A 17,348-nucleotide genomic window follows, 5' to 3' on the forward strand; every position below is an offset into this window, starting at 1 on the left:
TTCTCTTCGTTTTTCAGGTTTGGTGCGCTCTCCCGCAGGAAGAGGGGAAAACTATTTTACCCCGTAGTGTACGTCCTGGCGGCGGCGAAACGCCATTATGTTATCTCTATCACTCAAAATTGTTTTTTTGATGTTACCAAAAGAGCGTTCCTTTGCTATTATGAGCGATATCGAACATTTCTGAGCTTTAACGAAAGTGCGTGAGGGTGATATGGAAACCAAAGATCTGATTGTGATAGGCGGTGGCATTAACGGTGCCGGTATTGCGGCGGATGCTGCAGGACGCGGGTTATCTGTACTGATGCTGGAAGCCAACGATCTCGCCTGCGCGACGTCGTCCGCCAGCTCCAAACTGATCCACGGTGGCCTGCGCTACCTGGAGCACTACGAGTTCCGCCTGGTCAGCGAAGCGCTGGCGGAGCGTGAAGTGCTGCTGAAAATGGCCCCTCACCTGGCGATTCCGATGCGTTTCCGTCTGCCTCATCGCCCGCATCTTCGTCCGGCATGGATGATCCGAATTGGTCTGTTTATGTACGATCATCTGGGTAAACGTACCAGTCTGCCGGGATCGACCGGTTTGCGTTTTGGCTCAGAATCGGTTCTGAAACCGGAAATCGTGCGCGGATTCGAATATTCCGACTGCTGGGTAGACGATGCGCGTCTGGTGCTGGCGAACGCCCAGATGGTCGTGAAGAAAGACGGCGAGGTCAAAACCCGCACTCGCGCCACCGCTGCACGCCGTGAAAACGGGCTGTGGATTGTGGAAGCCGAAGATATCGATACCGGCGAGAAATTCAGCTGGCAGGCGCGCGGCCTGGTGAACGCCACTGGCCCGTGGGTGAAACAGTTCTTTGACGACGGCATGAAATTGCCTTCGCCGTACGGCATCCGCCTGATCAAGGGCAGCCATATCGTTGTTCCGCGCGTACACACCCAGAAGCAGGCCTACATCCTGCAAAACGAAGATAAGCGTATCGTGTTTGTGATCCCGTGGATGGACGAGTTTTCAATCATCGGCACCACCGACGTGGAGTACAAAGGCGATCCGAAGAACGTTGAAATCGACGAGAGCGAAATCGGCTACCTGCTGAAAGTCTATAACGCCCACTTTAAGAAACAGCTGGGCCGCGATGACGTGGTCTGGACTTACTCCGGCGTGCGTCCGCTGTGCGATGACGAATCTGATTCACCGCAGGCGATCACCCGTGACTATACGCTCGATATTCATGACGTTGACGGCCAGGCGCCGCTGCTGTCGGTCTTTGGCGGCAAGCTGACGACCTACCGTAAGCTGGCGGAACATGCGCTGGAAAAACTGACGCCGTACTACAAAGGTATCGGCCCGGCGTGGACCAAAGGGGCGACGCTGCCTGGCGGTGATATCGGCAGCGACCGCGATGACTTTGCGGCAAAACTGCGCCGCCGTTATCCGTTTATTACCGAATCCATGGCACGCCATTACGCGCGCACTTACGGTAGCAATACCGAGTGGATTCTGGGGGAAGCGAAAACGCTCGCCGATCTCGGTGAACATTTTGGTCATGAGTTGTATGAAGCGGAGCTGCGTTACCTGGTCGAGCACGAGTGGGTGCGCCGTCTGGACGATGCCATCTGGCGTCGTACCAAAGAGGGAATGTGGCTGGATGCGGAGCAGCAATCGCGCGTGGCGCAGTGGCTGGCCCAACATGCGGGAAAGCGTAAATTGTCACTGGCATCGTAATGCCCCGCCCTCCCAAACAGCGTGAGGGCGAAGACATAAAAAACGGCAACTTACGTTGCCGTTTTGCGTTTACAACCGCACCGGATCAATATGCCAAATGGTCTCGGCATACTCTTTGATGGTCCTGTCGGATGAGAAATAGCCCATGTTGGCGATATTGAGCATCGCTTTGGTGGCCCACTCCTCCTGATGGCGATACAGCTCGTCCACCTTGTCCTGACAATCCACATAGCTGCGATAATCCGCCAGCACCTGATAGTGATCGCCGAAGTTAATCAGGGAATCCACCAGATCGCGATAGCGGCCAGGCTCTTCCGGGTTAAACAGGCCGGTGGCAATCTGCGTCAGCACTTCGCGCAGCTCTTCATCCTGCTCGTAATACTCGCGTGGTTTGTAGCCCTGCTTGCGCAGCTCCTCCACCTCTTCCGCCGTATTCCCGAAGATAAAGATATTGTCCGCACCGACGTGCTCCAGCATCTCGACGTTAGCACCGTCCAGCGTGCCGATGGTCAGCGCGCCGTTCAGGGCAAACTTCATGTTACTGGTCCCGGACGCCTCGGTCCCCGCGAGCGAAATCTGCTCGGAGAGATCCGCCGCCGGAATGATCAGCTGCGCCAGACTCACGCTGTAGTTGGGGATGAAGACGATCTTCAGTTTGTCGCCAATCTGCGGATCGTTGTTGATCACCTTCGCCACGTCATTGATGAGGTGAATGATGTGCTTCGCCATGTAGTACGCCGAGGCGGCCTTACCGGCAAAAATGTTCACACGCGGCACCCAATCCGCCGTCGGATCGGCTTTGATGCGGTTGTAGCGGGTGATCACATGCAGCACGTTCATCAGCTGACGTTTGTACTCGTGAATACGTTTAATCTGCACGTCAAACAGCGCTTTCGGATTCGCGATGACGTTCAGGTGCTGAGCCATGTACACCGCGAGGCGTTTTTTGTTCAGCAGCTTGGCGTCGCGTACCGCTTTGTTCACCGTCGGGAAATCGGCGTGCTGTTCCAGTTCGCTCAGCTGACTGAGATCGGTACGCCAGGTACGACCGATGTTTTCATCCAGCACCTCCGAGAGCGGCTGGTTCGCCAGCGCCAGCCAACGGCGCGGCGTGACGCCGTTAGTGACGTTGCAGAAGCGCATCGGGAAGATTTTCGCGAAGTCAGCAAACAGCGACTGCACCATCAGGTTCGAGTGCAGCTCGGACACCCCGTTCACCTTGTGGCTGATCACCACCGCCAGCCACGCCATACGCACGCGACGACCGTTGGACTCATCGATAATCGACGTGCGACTCAACAGCCCGGTGTCGTTCGGATATTGTTCCTGGAGCGTTTTCAGGAAGTAGTCGTTAATTTCAAAGATGATCTGCAGATGGCGCGGCAGGATCTTGCCGAGCATGTCGACCGGCCAGGTCTCCAGCGCTTCGCTCATCAGCGTATGGTTGGTGTAAGAGAACACCTGGCATGTCACTTCGAACGCCTCGTCCCAGCTGAACTTGTGCTCATCCATCAGCAGGCGCATCAGTTCGGGAATCGACAACACCGGGTGGGTGTCGTTGAGGTGAATCGCGGTCTTTTCGGCCAGGTTGTTGTAGGTTTTGTGCAGCTGATAGTGGCGGCTCAAAATGTCCTGGATAGTCGACGACACCAGGAAATACTCCTGACGCAGACGCAGTTCGCGCCCGGAGTAGGTGGAGTCATCCGGGTACAGCACGCGCGACACGTTCTCGGAGTGGTTTTTGTCTTCCACCGCCGCGAAGTAGTCGCCCTGGTTGAATTTACCGAGGTTGATTTCGCTACTGGCCTGGGCGTTCCACAGACGCAATGTATTGGTGGCGTCAGTGTCATAGCCGGGGATAATCTGATCGTAAGCGACCGCCAGGATCTCTTCGGTCTCCAGCCAGCGGCTTTTTTTGCCTTCGAGCTGCACGCGGCCACCAAAGCGCACTTTGTAGCGCGTATTGTGGCGTTTAAATTCCCACGGATTGCCGTACTCCAGCCAGTAATCCGGCGACTCTTTCTGCCGTCCGTCGACGATGTTCTGCTTGAACATGCCGTAATCGTAGCGAATCCCGTACCCGCGCCCCGGCAGGGCCAGCGTCGCCAGCGAATCGAGGAAGCACGCCGCCAGACGGCCCAGACCACCGTTGCCTAAACCGGGGTCGTTCTCTTCATCAATCAGCTCTTCTAAATCTAACCCCATCTCTTCCAGTGCGTTTTTGACATCGTCGTAAATCCCGAGCGATAACAGCGCGTTGGAAAGGGTGCGGCCAATCAAAAACTCCATCGACAGGTAATAGACCTGACGGGTTTCCTGCGAGAGCTGGGCGCGGTTCGAGCGCAGCCAGCGTTCGACCAGACGGTCACGCACGGCAAACAGCGTGGCATTCAGCCACTCGTGCTTGTTGGCGATCACCGGATCTTTCCCGATGGTAAACATCAGCTTATAGGCGATGGAATGCTTTAACGCCTCTACGCTAAGTGTCGGGGATGCATAACTAAAAGGTGCATTCATATCAGTGACTCCGCCTTATGACATCAAGCGTTGATAAAGATCGCGGTACGACTGCGCCGCAACGTGCCAGCTAAAGTCCATCGCCATCGCCTGGCGTTGCACGAAACGCCACAAAGAGGGACGCGACCACAGAACAAATGCCCGCCGAATCGCCCGCAGCAGCGACCAGGCATTGCTGTCTTCAAAGGCAAAACCGGTGGCGATGCCGTCCGCCAGATTCTCCAGCGACGTATCCGATACGGTATCGGCCAGTCCACCGGTGCGGCGCACCAGCGGCAGCGTGCCGTACTTGAGTCCATACAGCTGGGTTAAGCCGCACGGCTCAAAGCGGCTTGGCACCAGGATGACATCCGCGCCGCCCATAATGCGGTGCGAGAACGCCTCGTGATAACCAATCTGCACGCCGACCTGCCCCGGATGTTCGGCGGCAGCGGCAAGGAAACCTTCCTGCAACACCGGATCGCCTGCCCCCAGCAGCGCCAGTTGACCGCCCTGCTCCAGCAGCCCCGGCAGCGCTTCCAGCACCAGATCCAGCCCTTTCTGGCTGGTCAGGCGGCTGACCACGGCGAACAGCGGCACTTTGTCGTTCACCTTCAGCCCCATCGCAATCTGCAGCTGGCGCTTGTTTTCCGCTTTGTCTTCCACCGAATCACGGTTGTAGCGCGAGGCCAGCAAAAGGTCCGTTTCCGGACTCCAGATTTTTTCATCGACGCCGTTGAGGATCCCCGACAGGCGTCCTTCGCGATGACGCTGGCGCAACAGCCCTTCCATGCCGTAGCCAAACTCCGGCTCGGTGATTTCGCGTGCGTAAGTCGGGCTGACCGCCGTGATGTGGTCGGCGTAGTACAGCCCCGCTTTCAGGAACGAAATCTGACCGTTAAACTCCAGCCCGTGCATGTTATAGAACGACCATGGCAGATCGATGTCATTCATATGATGGGCGTAGTACATACCCTGATACGCCAGGTTGTGCACCGTAAAGACCGACTTTGCCGGGTGGCCGCGCGCTGCCAGATAGGCGGGAGCCAGCCCTGCGTGCCAGTCGTGCGCGTGGACGATCTCCGGGCGCCAGAAGGGATCGAGTCCGACCGCCATTTCAGCGCCCACCCATCCGAGCAACGCAAAACGCAGCACGTTGTCCGTATAGGCGAATAAGTTCGTATCGTGGTACGGGCTCCCTGGACGATCGTACAAATGCGGTGCATCAATCAGATAAATGCCGACGCCATTGTAATGGCCAAACAGCAGGGTGATGCGCCCGGCGAACGTGTCGCGACGGCTCACCACCTGCGCGTCGGGAATGCCACGGCGGAGATCAGGAAAAGCCGGCAGCAGCACGCGGGTGTCGATACCTTCCGCAATTTGCGCCGCCGGAAGTGCGCCCAGTACATCCGCCAGCCCGCCCGTTTTCAGCAGCGGGAACATCTCAGAACATACATGTAAAACCTGCATTATCGCTCCTGTTTGACCTGCAGTTGGCGCAGCATTTCGCGCGTGACCAGCACGATGCCTTCTTCTGAGCGGTAGAAGCGGCGAGCGTCTTCCTCCGCATTCTCTCCAATCACCATCCCTTCCGGGATCACACAGGCACGGTCGATAACACAGCGACGCAAACGACACGAGCGCCCCACCCACACATCCGGCAGCAGTACCGACGAATCGATATTGCAGAAGGAGTTCACCCGAACGCGCGGGAAGAGCACCGACTGCACCACCACTGAGCCAGAAATAATGCACCCGCCCGACACTAGCGAGTTCAGCGTCATGCCGTGGCTACCGGAACGGTCCTGCACAAATTTGGCCGGCGGCAGCGATTCCATGTGCGTGCGAATCGGCCAGTTCTGGTCGTACATATCCAGTTCCGGGGTGACGGAGGCTAAATCGAGATTCGCCTTCCAGTACGCTTCAAGCGTACCCACGTCGCGCCAGTACGGTTCGGCATCCGGGTCAGACTGCACGCAGGACAGCGGGAAGGGATGTGCATAAGCCATGCCAGCTTTGGTGATTTTCGGGATGATATCTTTGCCGAAGTCGTGGCTAGAATTCTCGTCCTTGTCGTCCTCTTCCAGCAGTTCATAAAGGTAATCGGCATCAAAGATATAGATGCCCATACTGGCGAGGGATTTAGTGGCGTCCGTCGGCATGGTCGGCGGGTTAGCCGGTTTCTCGACGAAATCGATAATCTTGTCGTTCTCGTCCACGTCCATGACGCCGAACGCCGTCGCTTCAGCAACGGGCACCGGCAGACACGCCACGGTGCAACGCGCCCCTTTTTCGACGTGGTCGATGAGCATGTGTGAGTAGTCTTGCTTATAGATATGGTCGCCCGCGAGGATCACGATGTATTCCGCGCCGTAGCGGCGAATGATGTCGAGGTTTTGCGTCACCGCATCGGCCGTGCCGCGATACCAGTTTTCACCGTGTACGCGCTGCTGCGCCGGAAGCAGATCGACAAACTCGTTCATCTCTTCGCTGAAAAATGACCAGCCGCGCTGGATGTGCTGCACCAGGGTGTGCGACTGATACTGAGTAATCACGCCGATACGGCGAATACCGGAGTTCAGGCAGTTGGATAATGCAAAATCGATAATACGGAACTTACCACCAAAGTGAACGGCAGGCTTAGCACGCTTGATTGTCAAATCTTTCAGACGGGTACCACGTCCACCAGCAAGTATCAGCGCGACCGTTTTTAAGGGTAACTGGCGCGCCAACATCAAGGGATCGTTCTTCTCTAATCTCACCATGACTAACTCCTTTTTTATCATCTTTGGAATACGCACACTCCGTGTGCAGGCCCGTGCCAGACAGCCATTACCACCGGATTATCCACTCCGGCAAAGGGGGAAATGGCGCGCCATTCCCCGTGAGGTAAAACAATCTCTGCGACATCGTTCGTCGCGTTTAACGTGATTAGCCAGTTATCCGAAAGCAGGATTTGCAGGCAGGGAATACCGTACTGCCACTCGTGCGCACTCAGCGGTTGCGCCTCTTTATTCAGCCAGCTGACGTTGCCGTCTCCCTCTTCCCACCAGCGATCCGCCGTGAGCGCCGGGATCTGTTGCCGAAGGTGGATCAAGGCCGCTGCAAAGTGCGTTAACCCCGTGTTTGCCTGTTCCCAGTCGAGCCAGGTCAGCGCATTATCCTGGCAATAAGCATTGTTATTGCCGTGCTGGCTATGACCGAACTCATCACCCGCCAGCAGCATTGGCGTCCCTTGCGAGAGCAACAGCGAAGTCAGCAGCGCATGCACGCTGGCGCGACGCCGCTCGATAACATCCTGACTGCCGCCTAATCCTTCTATACCATGATTAAAGCTATGGTTATTGTTAGTCCCATCGCGGTTTTCTTCGCCGTTTGCCTCATTGTGTTTCTGATTGAAACAAACACAGTCGCGAAGGGTAAACCCGTCGTGCGCCGTCACCAGATTGACGCTGGCTGACGGTGCTCTGCCACTCTTCCTGAACACATCACTGGACGCTGCAAACCGCCCGGCGAAGTCGCCAAGAGGGAGATTTTTTTCCAGCCAAAAACGGCGCGTGGCATCGCGGAAACGATCGTTCCACTCGGCAAACAGCGGCGGGAAGTTCCCCACCTGATAACCGCCGTCACCGATATCCCACGGCTCAGCAATCAGTTTGACGCGCGACAGCACCGGACAGTTTTTAATTGCTTCAAACAAAGGAGCCTGCTGGCTGAACGCAGGCGTTCGGCCCATCACAGACGCCAGATCGAAGCGGAAACCGTCGATATGGAAGGTCTCGACCCAGGATTTCAGGCAGTGATAAGCAAAGTCTGCCACCGCCGGATGACTGAGGTTGAGCGTGTTACCGCAACCGGTCCAGTTGTGATAATCACCATCCTCCCTAATCCAATAATAGCTACGGTTATCGATTCCGCGCATTGAGAGCGTCGGTCCGTCGAGATCCAGCTCCGCGCTGTGGTTCAACACCACATCCAGAATCACTTCGATACCGGCCTGGTGCAGCGCTTTTACCGCATCGCGAAACTCATCTCTGGCGCGTTCCGGATGTGAGGCGTAGCGCGGATCGAGGGCAAACATCGCCAGCGGGTTGTAGCCCCAGTAGTTGGTCAGCCCCAGGCGCAGCAGGCGCGGCTCAGAGGCAAAATGGGCCACCGGCAGCAGCTCCAGCGCGGTGATGCCCAGGTGTTTGAGATAGGCAATCATCACCGGATGAGCGAGCGCCTTGTAGGTGCCGCGGATCTCCTGCGGGATCGCCGGATGCAGATACGTCAGCCCTTTGACGTGGGCTTCGTAGATAACCGTTCTCCCCCACGGCGTCGCGGGCGGGGCGTCATCTTCCCAGTCGTAAGCATCGCTCACCACCACGCTTTTTGGCGCAATCGCCGCGCTGTCGCGAGGCTCAGGTTCGTGGTCGCCATCAAAGTAGAGCGGGTTATCGGTGACCTCTCCCTCAACGCGCTGAGCGCAAGGGTCGACGAGTAATTTGGCCGGATTAAATCGTAGCCCCTGCCCCGGCTCCCACGGTCCGTGCACGCGAAAACCGTAGCGCAGTCCGGGCCGTCCGTCGGCCAGATAGCCATGCCAGATGTCCCCGCTGCGTTCCGGCAGATCGTAGCGGTACTCATTACCCTCGCCGTCAAACACACAGAGTTCCACCCGTTCTGCGTGGGCGGTAAAGAGGGTGAAATTCACCCCTTTGCCGTCAAACGTTGCCCCAAGCGGAGCGGGTTTGCCTGCCGTGAGTTGCGTCATTCGCCCTCCCGAACCAGCCAGATTGTGGACAGCGGTGGCAGCGTGAGGCTCAGAGAGTTCGGACGCCCGTGGCTTTCCCACTCATCGCTATGAACGCTGCCGCCGTTACCGGCGTTACTGCCGTGGTAGTGGCTGGAGTCGGTGTTGAGAATTTCGCGCCATCTGCCCGGCTGGTTGATGCCGAAGCGATAGTTCTGACGCGGCACCGGCGTAAAGTTGCTGGCGACGATGATTTCATTCCCTTCCCGATCGCGGCGCACGAAGATAAACACCGAGCGCTCATGGTCATCCACCACCAGCCACTCAAAGCCGTAGGAGTCAAAGTCCAGCTCGTGCAGGGCTTTGTGATGGCGATAGGTCAGGTTGAGGTCGCGCACCAGGCGCTGAACGCCGTGATGCCAGTTGTCGCCGCCTTCCAGCAGATGCCAGTCGAGGCTCGCATCATGGTTCCACTCGCGGCCCTGGGCGAATTCGTTGCCCATAAACAGCAGCTTTTTGCCCGGGAAGGCAAACAACCAGCCGTAGTAGGCGCGCAGGTTGGCAAAGCGCTGCCACGCGTCGCCGGGCATGCGGTCGAGAATCGATTTTTTGCCGTGCACCACTTCGTCGTGTGAGAGCGGCAGAACAAAGTTTTCGGTGTTGTTGTAGAGCATCCCGAAGGTCAGTTTGTCGTGGTGATACTGACGATAGACCGGATCGAGTTTGAAATAGTCGAGGGTGTCGTGCATCCAGCCCAGGTTCCACTTGTACCAGAAGCCCAGCCCGCCCATGGCAGGCGGACGCGATACGCCGGGGAAGTCGGTCGACTCTTCGGCCATCGTCACCGCGCCTTCGACCTGCTCGCCGAGAATGCGGTTGGTGCTGCGCAGGAATTCAATGGCTTCGAGGTTTTCGCGGCCCCCGTATTCGTTCGGGATCCACTCGCCCTCTTTACGGCTGTAGTCGCGATAGATCATCGACGCCACGGCATCCACGCGCAGAGCGTCAATACCGAAACGTTCAATCCAGTACAGGGCGTTGCCCACCAGATAGTTCGCCACTTCGCGACGACCATAGTTGTAAATCAGGGTGTTCCAGTCCTGATGGAAGCCTTCGCGCGGATCGCTGTGCTCGTACAGATTGGTGCCATCAAACTGAGAGAGACCAAAATCATCCGTCGGGAAATGGCCTGGCACCCAGTCGAGGATCACGCTGAGTCCGGCGGCATGGGCGGCGTTGATGAAATAGCGGAAGTCATCGCGGGTGCCGAAGCGGCGCGTCGGTGCGTAAAGGCCGGTCGGCTGATAGCCCCAGCTGCCGTCGAACGGGTGCTCGTTAATTGGCAGCAGCTCCAGATGGGTAAAGCCCATCCATTTGGCGTAGGGCACCAGCTGGTCCGCCAGTTCGCGATAGCTCAGCCAGAAATTGTTGTCCGTGTGGCGACGCCATGAGCCGAGGTGAACTTCATAAATAGAGATTGGCGCATCGAAGCGGTTAGCCTGTTTGCGCTCTTCGGTCTGTACGATTTTCTCCGGCAGACCGCAAATCAGCGACGCGGTGTCCGGGCGCATTTGCGCTTCGAAGGCGTAAGGATCGGCTTTGACCCGCAGCTGACCGTGGGCATCGATCATTTCGAATTTGTAGAGCTGGCCGTTATGCGCGCCGGGGATAAACAGCTCCCAGATCCCCGATTCACGCCGCAGGCGCATCGGGTGGCGGCGACCGTCCCAGTAGTTGAACTGCCCGACCACCGACACGCGCTGCGCATTCGGTGCCCAGACGGAAAAACGGGTGCCGGTGATGCCATCCATTGTATCGGCATGCGCGCCCAGCGTTTCGTACGGGCGAAGGTGCGTGCCTTCGGAGAGCAGCCAGGCGTCCATCTCTTGTAACAGCGGGCCAAAACTGTAGGGATCGTCAATCAGGTTTTCATGACCATGCCAGAGCACGGCGAGCTGATAACGGAACAGGTTTTTGCGACGCGGGATCGCGCCTGAGAAGAAACCGCGCGAATCAAGGCACTCCAGCTTGCCTACCTTGCGGCCGGTTTTAGGTTCAATAACCCACACTTCGGTGGCGTCGGGCAACAGTGCGCGGACCTCCAGTCCATCCTCCGTCCTGTGCATACCCAGCACAGAAAATGGGTCAGCGAAATGACCCGCAATTAGCGCATTTATCACGTCTCTATCAATACGATCGGACATGGTATTCATCCTGTTTTTTCTAATGTCGCCCTATTTAAGCGCTCCGGTGCGACTTTTAATGTGACCTGAACGACGCAGATATTGTTCATCCTCTCTGCGCCATCCCACCCTCAGGTAAGAAATGACTCTTCCTTAAAGCATAGCCAACGACGAAATGACTCCTGATAAAAATTGAAGCTCTGCGCATGACTCCGTGTTACGCGCAAAAAAAAGGGGGTGAATATCACCCCCGGTATTAGCAAATTATTAGGCCAGTTGTCGCAACATGCGGCGAAGCGGCTCGGCGGCGCCCCACAGGAGCTGGTCTCCGACGGTGAAGGCCGAGAGATACTCCGGCCCCATGTTCAGCTTACGCAGACGACCGACCGGCGTGGTCAGCGTGCCGGTAACGGCGGCTGGGGTCAGTTCACGCATGGTGATATCGCGATCGTTTGGCACCACTTTCGCCCACGGGTTGTGCGCAGCCAGCAGCTCTTCCACGGTCGGAATAGACACATCTTTTTTCAGTTTAAGGGTGAAGGCCTGGCTGTGGCAGCGCAGCGCGCCAACGCGCACGCACAGACCGTCAACCGGGATCACGGAAGAGGTGCTGAGGATTTTGTTGGTCTCGGCCTGACCTTTCCACTCTTCGCGGCTCTGGCCGTTATCGAGCTGTTTGTCGATCCACGGGATCAGGCTGCCTGCCAGCGGAACGCCGAAGTTGTCGACCGGCAGTTCGCCGGAGCGGGAAAGCTGGGTGACTTTGCGTTCGATATCCAGAATCGCCGAGGCCGGGTTCGCCAGCTCGTCAGCAACGTGACTGTGCAGTTGACCCATCTGTGCCAGCAGTTCGCGCATATGACGCGCGCCGCCGCCGGATGCGGCCTGATAGGTGGCAACGGAGACCCATTCCACCAGATCCTGCGCGAACAGGCCGCCCAGGGACATCAGCATCAGGCTGACGGTACAGTTACCGCCGACAAAGGTTTTCACACCGTTGTTCAGGCCGTCGGTGATCACGCCCTGGTTCACCGGGTCGAGAATAATGATCGCGTCATCTTTCATACGCAGAGAAGACGCGGCGTCAATCCAGTAACCCTGCCAGCCGCTTTCACGAAGCTTTGGATAGATTTCGTTGGTATAATCGCCGCCCTGGCAGGTCACTATAATATCAAGTGCCTTCAGCGCTTCCAGATTAAAGGCGTCCTGAAGCGTGCCCGTAGAGGCACCGCCGAACGCGGGCGCTGCTTGCCCAAACTGGGAAGTGGAGAAGAAGACCGGGCGGATGGCGTCAAAATCGCGCTCTTCGATCATGCGTTGCATGAGGACAGAGCCGACCATACCGCGCCAGCCGATAAAACCAACGTTTTTCATAGCGTATGTTCCTGCAGAGGTGTGTGCTGTGTGTGTCAACCCGTATCCAACGGGCATAGCCTTCACATTACAAAATGCTGCCAAAGTCGCAAGTGAAATTAATCAATGATTGCGCTGCGATCAGTAATACCACTAATTACAATAGAAACCACAGGGTTTATCAGGGATAAATAACAATGACTGAAATCATTTCCGCAGCGGTGCTTTTGATCCTGATTATGGATCCGCTTGGGAACCTGCCCATCTTTATGTCGGTGCTGAAACACACCGAGCCGAAGCGCCGCCGGGCGATCATGATCCGCGAGCTGCTCATCGCGCTGCTGGTGATGTTTATCTTCCTGTTCGCGGGTGAAAAGATCCTCGCGTTCCTGAATTTACGCGCTGAGACGGTTTCGATCTCTGGCGGCATTATTCTGTTCCTGATCGCCATTAAAATGATTTTCCCGAGCGCCGAAGGCAGCAGCAGCGGCCTGCCTGCTGGCGAAGAGCCGTTTATCGTACCGCTGGCGATCCCGCTGGTCGCCGGGCCGACCATTCTGGCGACGCTGATGCTGCTCTCCCATCAGTATCCGAATCAGATGAGCCATCTGGTGATTGCTCTGCTGATCGCCTGGGGCGGAACCTTCATCATCCTGCTGCAGTCGTCGCTGTTCCTGCGCCTGCTGGGCGAAAAAGGGGTGAACGCGCTGGAACGCCTGATGGGGCTGATTCTGGTGATGATGGCGACGCAGATGTTCCTGGATGGAATTCGGGCGTGGATGAAGGGATAAAGGTGAGGTTGAAGGGTATATCGGGTGAGCGCGTTGTTCCATTGACCTTACGGACTGAAGAAGGTGTAGAGCCGTTGTAAAAAAGCCGGGTAGTGCTTGCGCTTACCCGGCCTTCATATCGCCGTTTTATCGGTCGGGTAAGGCGTCGCCGCCTTCCCGACAAACATCGCACTTAACTCAGCAGCGAAAACGCAATCATCCCGACAATCGCCCCTGTCGTGCCGAGGATGGTTTCCATCAGCGTCCAGGTTTTCAGGGTTTGCGCTTCGGTCGCGCCGGTAAATTTACCGAACAGCCAGAAGCCTGCGTCGTTTACGTGGGAGACCACGATAGAGCCGCCCGCGATACAGATAGACAGGGCCGCCATTTGCGCACCGGAGTAGTTCAGCTGTTCAATCACCGGCATCACCAGGCCGACCGCCGTCAGACAGGCTACCGTAGCAGAACCCTGAATAATACGCACCGCGGCTGCCAGCACGAAACAGGTCACGGCAATCGGTAAGCCCATTCCGGTCAGCGCTTCGCCCAGAGCCGGGCCCACGCCGGAATCAACCAGCACCTGCTTGAACACACCGCCCGCACCGATCACCAGCAGAATAATTCCCGCCGGTTGCAGCGCCGCGCCGCAGATCTCCATCACGCGGTCTTTCGGCATCCCCTGACGCATCGCCAGGCCGTAAATCGCCACCAGACACGCCACCAAAATCGCGGTGAACGGATGACCGATAAACTCGAACCATTCGTAAGCACTGGAACCGACCGGCACAAAGCGCGCGGCGATGGTTTTGAGGCCAACCAGCACCAGCGGCAGCAGAATCAGCGACAGGCTGAAGCCGAAGGACGGCATTTTGCCTTCGCCAAGGTGCGGCTCGGTGATGTCATCAGGAATGTGCAGCTCAACGTAGCGGCTGATAAAGTTGCCCCACAGCGGCCCGGCAATAATCATCCCCGGGATCGCGGCGCACAGGCCAATCAGAATCATCCAGCCAAAATCGGCGTGCATCTGAGACGCCAGCAGCATCGGCGCAGGCCCAGGCAGCAGGAACGCTGCGGCCGCCGCCACGCCCGCAAACAGCGGAATGACCAGCTTAACAAGGTTGGTGCCCGTGTGACGCGCCATGGAGAACGCCACGCTAATCAGCAGCACCACGGCCACTTCAAAGAACAGCGGCAGCGCGCAAATCAGACCGGCCAGACCAATCGCGTAGTGCGCGCGGCTGTGGCCGAAGGATTTGAGCATCTTGACGGCAATCTGATCGACTGCGCCCGTCTCATGCAAAATCTTGCCAAACATCGCGCCGAGCGCGACCACAATCGCCAGGAAGCCCAGCGTGCCTCCCATCCCTTTTTCCATCGTCGCTGCGATTTTATCGAGCGGCATACCGGAAAAGAGACCTGCACCAATAGAAACCACCATCAAAGCAACGAAGGCATGCATACGCGCCTTCATCACTAAAAACAGCAGCAGCAAAACGGAGCCGACTGCTGTCAAAACTAGCGTTAATGTACTCAAAACTTACTGCCTTTTTTTAATGACCTCAATGGTGCTGGCAACAACACCGTCCAGCGGCTGATCGATATCGACGATCAGAACATCGCTTTCGTCTGCACCCGGTTCCTGCAGTGCTTCGAACTGCGTGACCAGCATCTGAGTTTTGAAGAAGTGGCCTTTACGGGCTTTCAGACGGCTTTCGATCACGTCGAAATCGCCTTTCAGATAGATAAAGGAGAGGTTTGGGTTACCGTCACGCAGCAGATCGCGATAGGTCTTTTTCAGCGCGGAGCAGACAATCAGCGACACTTTGTTGGTGCGCTGCATCGCAAACGCGGCATCGTTCAGCGCCTGCAACCAGGGCTTACGATCGTCGTCGTTCAGCGGTTCGCCAGCGGCCATTTTAGTGATGTTGCTGCGCGGGTGGAGGAAGTCGCCATCAAGAAACGCTGCCTGAAGTTGATGCGCCACTTCGCTGGCGACGGCAGATTTACCGCTACCGGAAACGCCCATCAGGACGTAAACGTGGTGATCGAGATTTGTCGTGCTCAAAGGGTGCCCCTCAGTCAATTGTTACGGGTAACAGTTATCGGTAACATTGTCCTGCCGGGGCTATGGAGAAGCAATATCCATTCGTGCGAGAAGTGAATAAGTGTGAGCTACTTCAAATTTGTCAGACTAAATTGATCCACCCGGTGACAAGGTGAAACCTAAATCTAACATTTTAGGCGTGACCACTTCACCACGAATGCGCGCCAGCAGGCGTTCCGCACCGATGCGGCCCATGCGTTCGCGCGGCGTCAGAACGCTCGCCAGACGTGGCTCCATCACCTGTCCGATATCGTGGCCGTGGAAACCGGCAATCGCCATATCGTCAGGGATTTTCAGGCCAAGACGCTGACATTCAAAGGCTGCGCCGACCGCAAGGTCATCGTTGGTACAGAATATACCATCAAGCTGCGGATACTCACGGCGGGCCTGGCGCATCAGCTCAATACCGGACGAATAGGAAGAGGATTGCTCCACCATCACGCTGTACGGCGTTAAGTTTGCGTCGAGCATCGCCTGCTCGTATCCCTTCTGTTTGATGATAGTACGTTCGTCGAGACGTGCGCCCAGATAGGCCACGTGGCGGTGACCGCGGGCGAGAATGGCGGCGGTCATCTGACGCGCGGCTTCGAAGTTATCGAACCCGACGGCAATATCCAGACAAGGTGACTGACTGTCCATCAGCTCTACCACCGGAATGCCGGCAACTTCAATCATCTTGAGCGTACGCGGCGTGTGAGTACGTTCCGTTAGGATCAGGCCGTCGATGTTCCAGGAAAGCATCGATTCAAGACGTTCCTCTTCCAGTTCCGGTTTGTACCCGTAGTGCGCGAGCATAGTTTGATAACCGTAGGCGTCAGTGACGCTTTCGATTCCGCGCAGCACTTCGGCGAAGACCTGGTTGGTTAAGGAAGGAAGCAGAACACCGACCGCACGGCTGGTGGCATTGGAGAGAATATCGGGCGCGCGGTTGGGGATATAACCCAGTTCATCGAGAGCAGCGGCAATCTTGCCACGCAACGCCAGGGAAACCTGTTCCGGGTTACGCAAAAAGCGGCTGACCGTCATTTTGGTCACACCGACGCGATCGGCCACATCCTGAAGTACGGGTCGTTTCTTTTTCATCGTCCTGAGAGAAACCTGTAATGAGACATTCTCTCAGTTTATCACGGACAAAGGCCAACCTTCCCCTGTCAAATAGGGAAGGTTGGCCTTTTATTTACGATTAATCACACGGGCGGCAGATCGAAGAGCAGAATTTCGCTCGCGCTGTCAGCATGAACGGACAGCGCCTGCTCATCCCAAATCGCCAGACCGTCAGCGGTGGTGGCTTTGGTGCCGTTGATTGTCACGTCACCTTTGACCACCTGAATCCACACGCGGCGGTTCGCGGCAATCTGATGCACAGACTGTTCGTCTTTCGCCAGTGCCCAACGGTACAGTTCCATATCCTGATGCACTTTCAGGGAGCCATCACGCGCATCCGGGGAAAGCACCAGCTGTTTGCCCTGCAGGGCATCGAAGCGGCGCTGCTCGTAGCGCGGCGTGATGCCAGTTTCTTCTGGAATGATCCAGATTTGGTACAGGTGCAGTTTTTCCGTGTTGCTCGGGTTGTACTCCGAGTGACGAACCCCGGTACCGGCGCTCATAATCTGGAACTCACCGGCCGGAACCTGCTCTTCGTTACCCATGCTGTCTTTGTGCGCTACGGCGCCTTCCAGCACATAGGTCAGGATTTCCATGTCTTTGTGCGGATGGGTACCGAAGCCCTGGCCCGCGTCGATCACATCATCGTTAATCACGCGCAGTGCCGAGAAGCCCATGAAGTTCGGGTCGTAATAGTCCGCGAACGAGAAGGTATGCCATGAGTCCAGCCAGCCATGATTTGCGTGACCACGATCGTCTGCTTTACGTAAAAAGATCATTGTTTTTCACCCCAGTTCGTTTCGATGAAGTCAGTGTGGACGCAATTGGCCTGGGATCATAGAGGGTGAAAATTGACTCCTCTGTTCAAAAATTATGAACA

At 56.9% G+C, this 17,348-nt stretch carries 12 protein-coding genes; 2 read left to right on the top strand and 10 right to left on the bottom strand.

All coding sequences use genetic code 11. From position 1 onward, the window contains the following. Nucleotides 1-211: 211 nt before the first annotated feature. Nucleotides 212-1,720 (top strand): glycerol-3-phosphate dehydrogenase, encoded by a 1,509-nt coding sequence (gene glpD / locus C0560_RS19410; protein ID WP_100778580.1) that lies wholly within the window; start codon nucleotides 212-214, stop codon nucleotides 1,718-1,720. Between the two features lie 69 nt (nucleotides 1,721-1,789). Here glpD and glgP read toward each other — a convergent pair whose 3' ends face one another. The 6 genes from glgP to asd all read right to left on the bottom strand — a co-directional run bounded on the left by glgP (nucleotide 1,790) and on the right by asd (nucleotide 12,511). Then, nucleotides 1,790-4,237, bottom strand: a complete 2,448-nt coding sequence (gene glgP / locus C0560_RS19415) for a glycogen phosphorylase (protein WP_248859265.1) — start codon at nucleotides 4,235-4,237, stop codon at nucleotides 1,790-1,792. Between the two features lie 15 nt (nucleotides 4,238-4,252). Continuing rightward, a complete protein-coding gene (glgA, locus tag C0560_RS19420) occupies nucleotides 4,253-5,689 on the bottom strand; it encodes a glycogen synthase GlgA (protein WP_100778578.1) in 1,437 nt (478 codons plus the stop codon). Further along, nucleotides 5,689-6,984 carry a glucose-1-phosphate adenylyltransferase gene (glgC, locus tag C0560_RS19425; RefSeq protein ID WP_248859266.1) on the bottom strand — a complete coding sequence of 432 codons (1,296 nt, stop codon included), beginning with the start codon at nucleotides 6,982-6,984 and terminating at the stop codon, nucleotides 5,689-5,691. The genes glgA and glgC overlap by 1 nt, the downstream gene beginning before the upstream one ends. A gap of 17 nt (nucleotides 6,985-7,001) precedes the next feature. Then, nucleotides 7,002-8,975, bottom strand: a complete 1,974-nt coding sequence (gene glgX / locus C0560_RS19430; RefSeq protein WP_248859267.1) for a glycogen debranching protein GlgX — start codon at nucleotides 8,973-8,975, stop codon at nucleotides 7,002-7,004. Further along, complete coding sequence (gene glgB / locus C0560_RS19435) at nucleotides 8,972-11,158, bottom strand: 1,4-alpha-glucan branching enzyme (RefSeq protein WP_100778575.1); 2,187 nt, start codon at nucleotides 11,156-11,158, stop codon at nucleotides 8,972-8,974. The genes glgX and glgB overlap by 4 nt, the downstream gene beginning before the upstream one ends. Nucleotides 11,159-11,404: 246 nt before the next feature. Further along, nucleotides 11,405-12,511 (bottom strand): aspartate-semialdehyde dehydrogenase, encoded by a 1,107-nt coding sequence (gene asd, locus C0560_RS19440; protein WP_100778574.1) that lies wholly within the window; start codon nucleotides 12,509-12,511, stop codon nucleotides 11,405-11,407. A gap of 176 nt (nucleotides 12,512-12,687) precedes the next feature. Between asd and yhgN the strand changes: the two genes are divergently transcribed. Then, on the top strand, nucleotides 12,688-13,281 hold the full coding sequence (gene yhgN / locus C0560_RS19445; protein ID WP_015960802.1) for an NAAT family transporter YhgN: 594 nt from the start codon (nucleotides 12,688-12,690) through the stop codon (nucleotides 13,279-13,281). 172 nt (nucleotides 13,282-13,453) lie between these two features. Here the strand turns inward: yhgN and gntU are convergent, their stop codons facing one another. The 4 genes from gntU to C0560_RS19465 all read right to left on the bottom strand — a co-directional run bounded on the left by gntU (nucleotide 13,454) and on the right by C0560_RS19465 (nucleotide 17,247). Next, nucleotides 13,454-14,794: a gluconate transporter gene (gntU, locus tag C0560_RS19450; RefSeq protein ID WP_100778573.1), complete on the bottom strand. Its 1,341-nt coding sequence runs from the start codon at nucleotides 14,792-14,794 to the stop codon at nucleotides 13,454-13,456. Nucleotides 14,795-14,797: 3 nt separating this feature from the next. After that, on the bottom strand, nucleotides 14,798-15,325 hold the full coding sequence (gene gntK / locus C0560_RS19455; protein WP_100778572.1) for a gluconokinase: 528 nt from the start codon (nucleotides 15,323-15,325) through the stop codon (nucleotides 14,798-14,800). A gap of 126 nt (nucleotides 15,326-15,451) precedes the next feature. Next, nucleotides 15,452-16,447, bottom strand: a complete 996-nt coding sequence (gene gntR / locus C0560_RS19460) for a gluconate operon transcriptional repressor GntR (RefSeq protein WP_100778571.1) — start codon at nucleotides 16,445-16,447, stop codon at nucleotides 15,452-15,454. A gap of 104 nt (nucleotides 16,448-16,551) precedes the next feature. After that, nucleotides 16,552-17,247 carry a pirin family protein gene (locus tag C0560_RS19465; RefSeq protein ID WP_248859268.1) on the bottom strand — a complete coding sequence of 232 codons (696 nt, stop codon included), beginning with the start codon at nucleotides 17,245-17,247 and terminating at the stop codon, nucleotides 16,552-16,554. Nucleotides 17,248-17,348: the final 101 nt, after the last annotated feature.

The sequence above is a fragment of the Lelliottia sp. AC1 genome, from assembly GCF_023278595.1.
GTDB lineage: Bacteria > Pseudomonadota > Gammaproteobacteria > Enterobacterales > Enterobacteriaceae > Enterobacter > Enterobacter nimipressuralis.

What these genes read in the sequence shown, in the direction of transcription:
- glgB (WP_100778575.1), bottom strand. Translation starts at nt 11,158, where the DNA reads ATGTCCGATCGTATTGATAGAGACGTGATAAATGCGCTAATTGCGGGT.
- gntR (WP_100778571.1), bottom strand. Translation starts at nt 16,447, where the DNA reads ATGAAAAAGAAACGACCCGTACTTCAGGATGTGGCCGATCGCGTCGGT.
- C0560_RS19465 (WP_248859268.1), bottom strand. Translation starts at nt 17,247, where the DNA reads ATGATCTTTTTACGTAAAGCAGACGATCGTGGTCACGCAAATCATGGC.
- asd (WP_100778574.1), bottom strand. Translation starts at nt 12,511, where the DNA reads ATGAAAAACGTTGGTTTTATCGGCTGGCGCGGTATGGTCGGCTCTGTC.
- glgP (WP_248859265.1), bottom strand. Translation starts at nt 4,237, where the DNA reads ATGAATGCACCTTTTAGTTATGCATCCCCGACACTTAGCGTAGAGGCG.
- glgA (WP_100778578.1), bottom strand. Translation starts at nt 5,689, where the DNA reads ATGCAGGTTTTACATGTATGTTCTGAGATGTTCCCGCTGCTGAAAACG.
- glgC (WP_248859266.1), bottom strand. Translation starts at nt 6,984, where the DNA reads ATGGTGAGATTAGAGAAGAACGATCCCTTGATGTTGGCGCGCCAGTTA.
- glgX (WP_248859267.1), bottom strand. Translation starts at nt 8,975, where the DNA reads ATGACGCAACTCACGGCAGGCAAACCCGCTCCGCTTGGGGCAACGTTT.
- yhgN (WP_015960802.1), top strand. Translation starts at nt 12,688, where the DNA reads ATGACTGAAATCATTTCCGCAGCGGTGCTTTTGATCCTGATTATGGAT.
- glpD (WP_100778580.1), top strand. Translation starts at nt 212, where the DNA reads ATGGAAACCAAAGATCTGATTGTGATAGGCGGTGGCATTAACGGTGCC.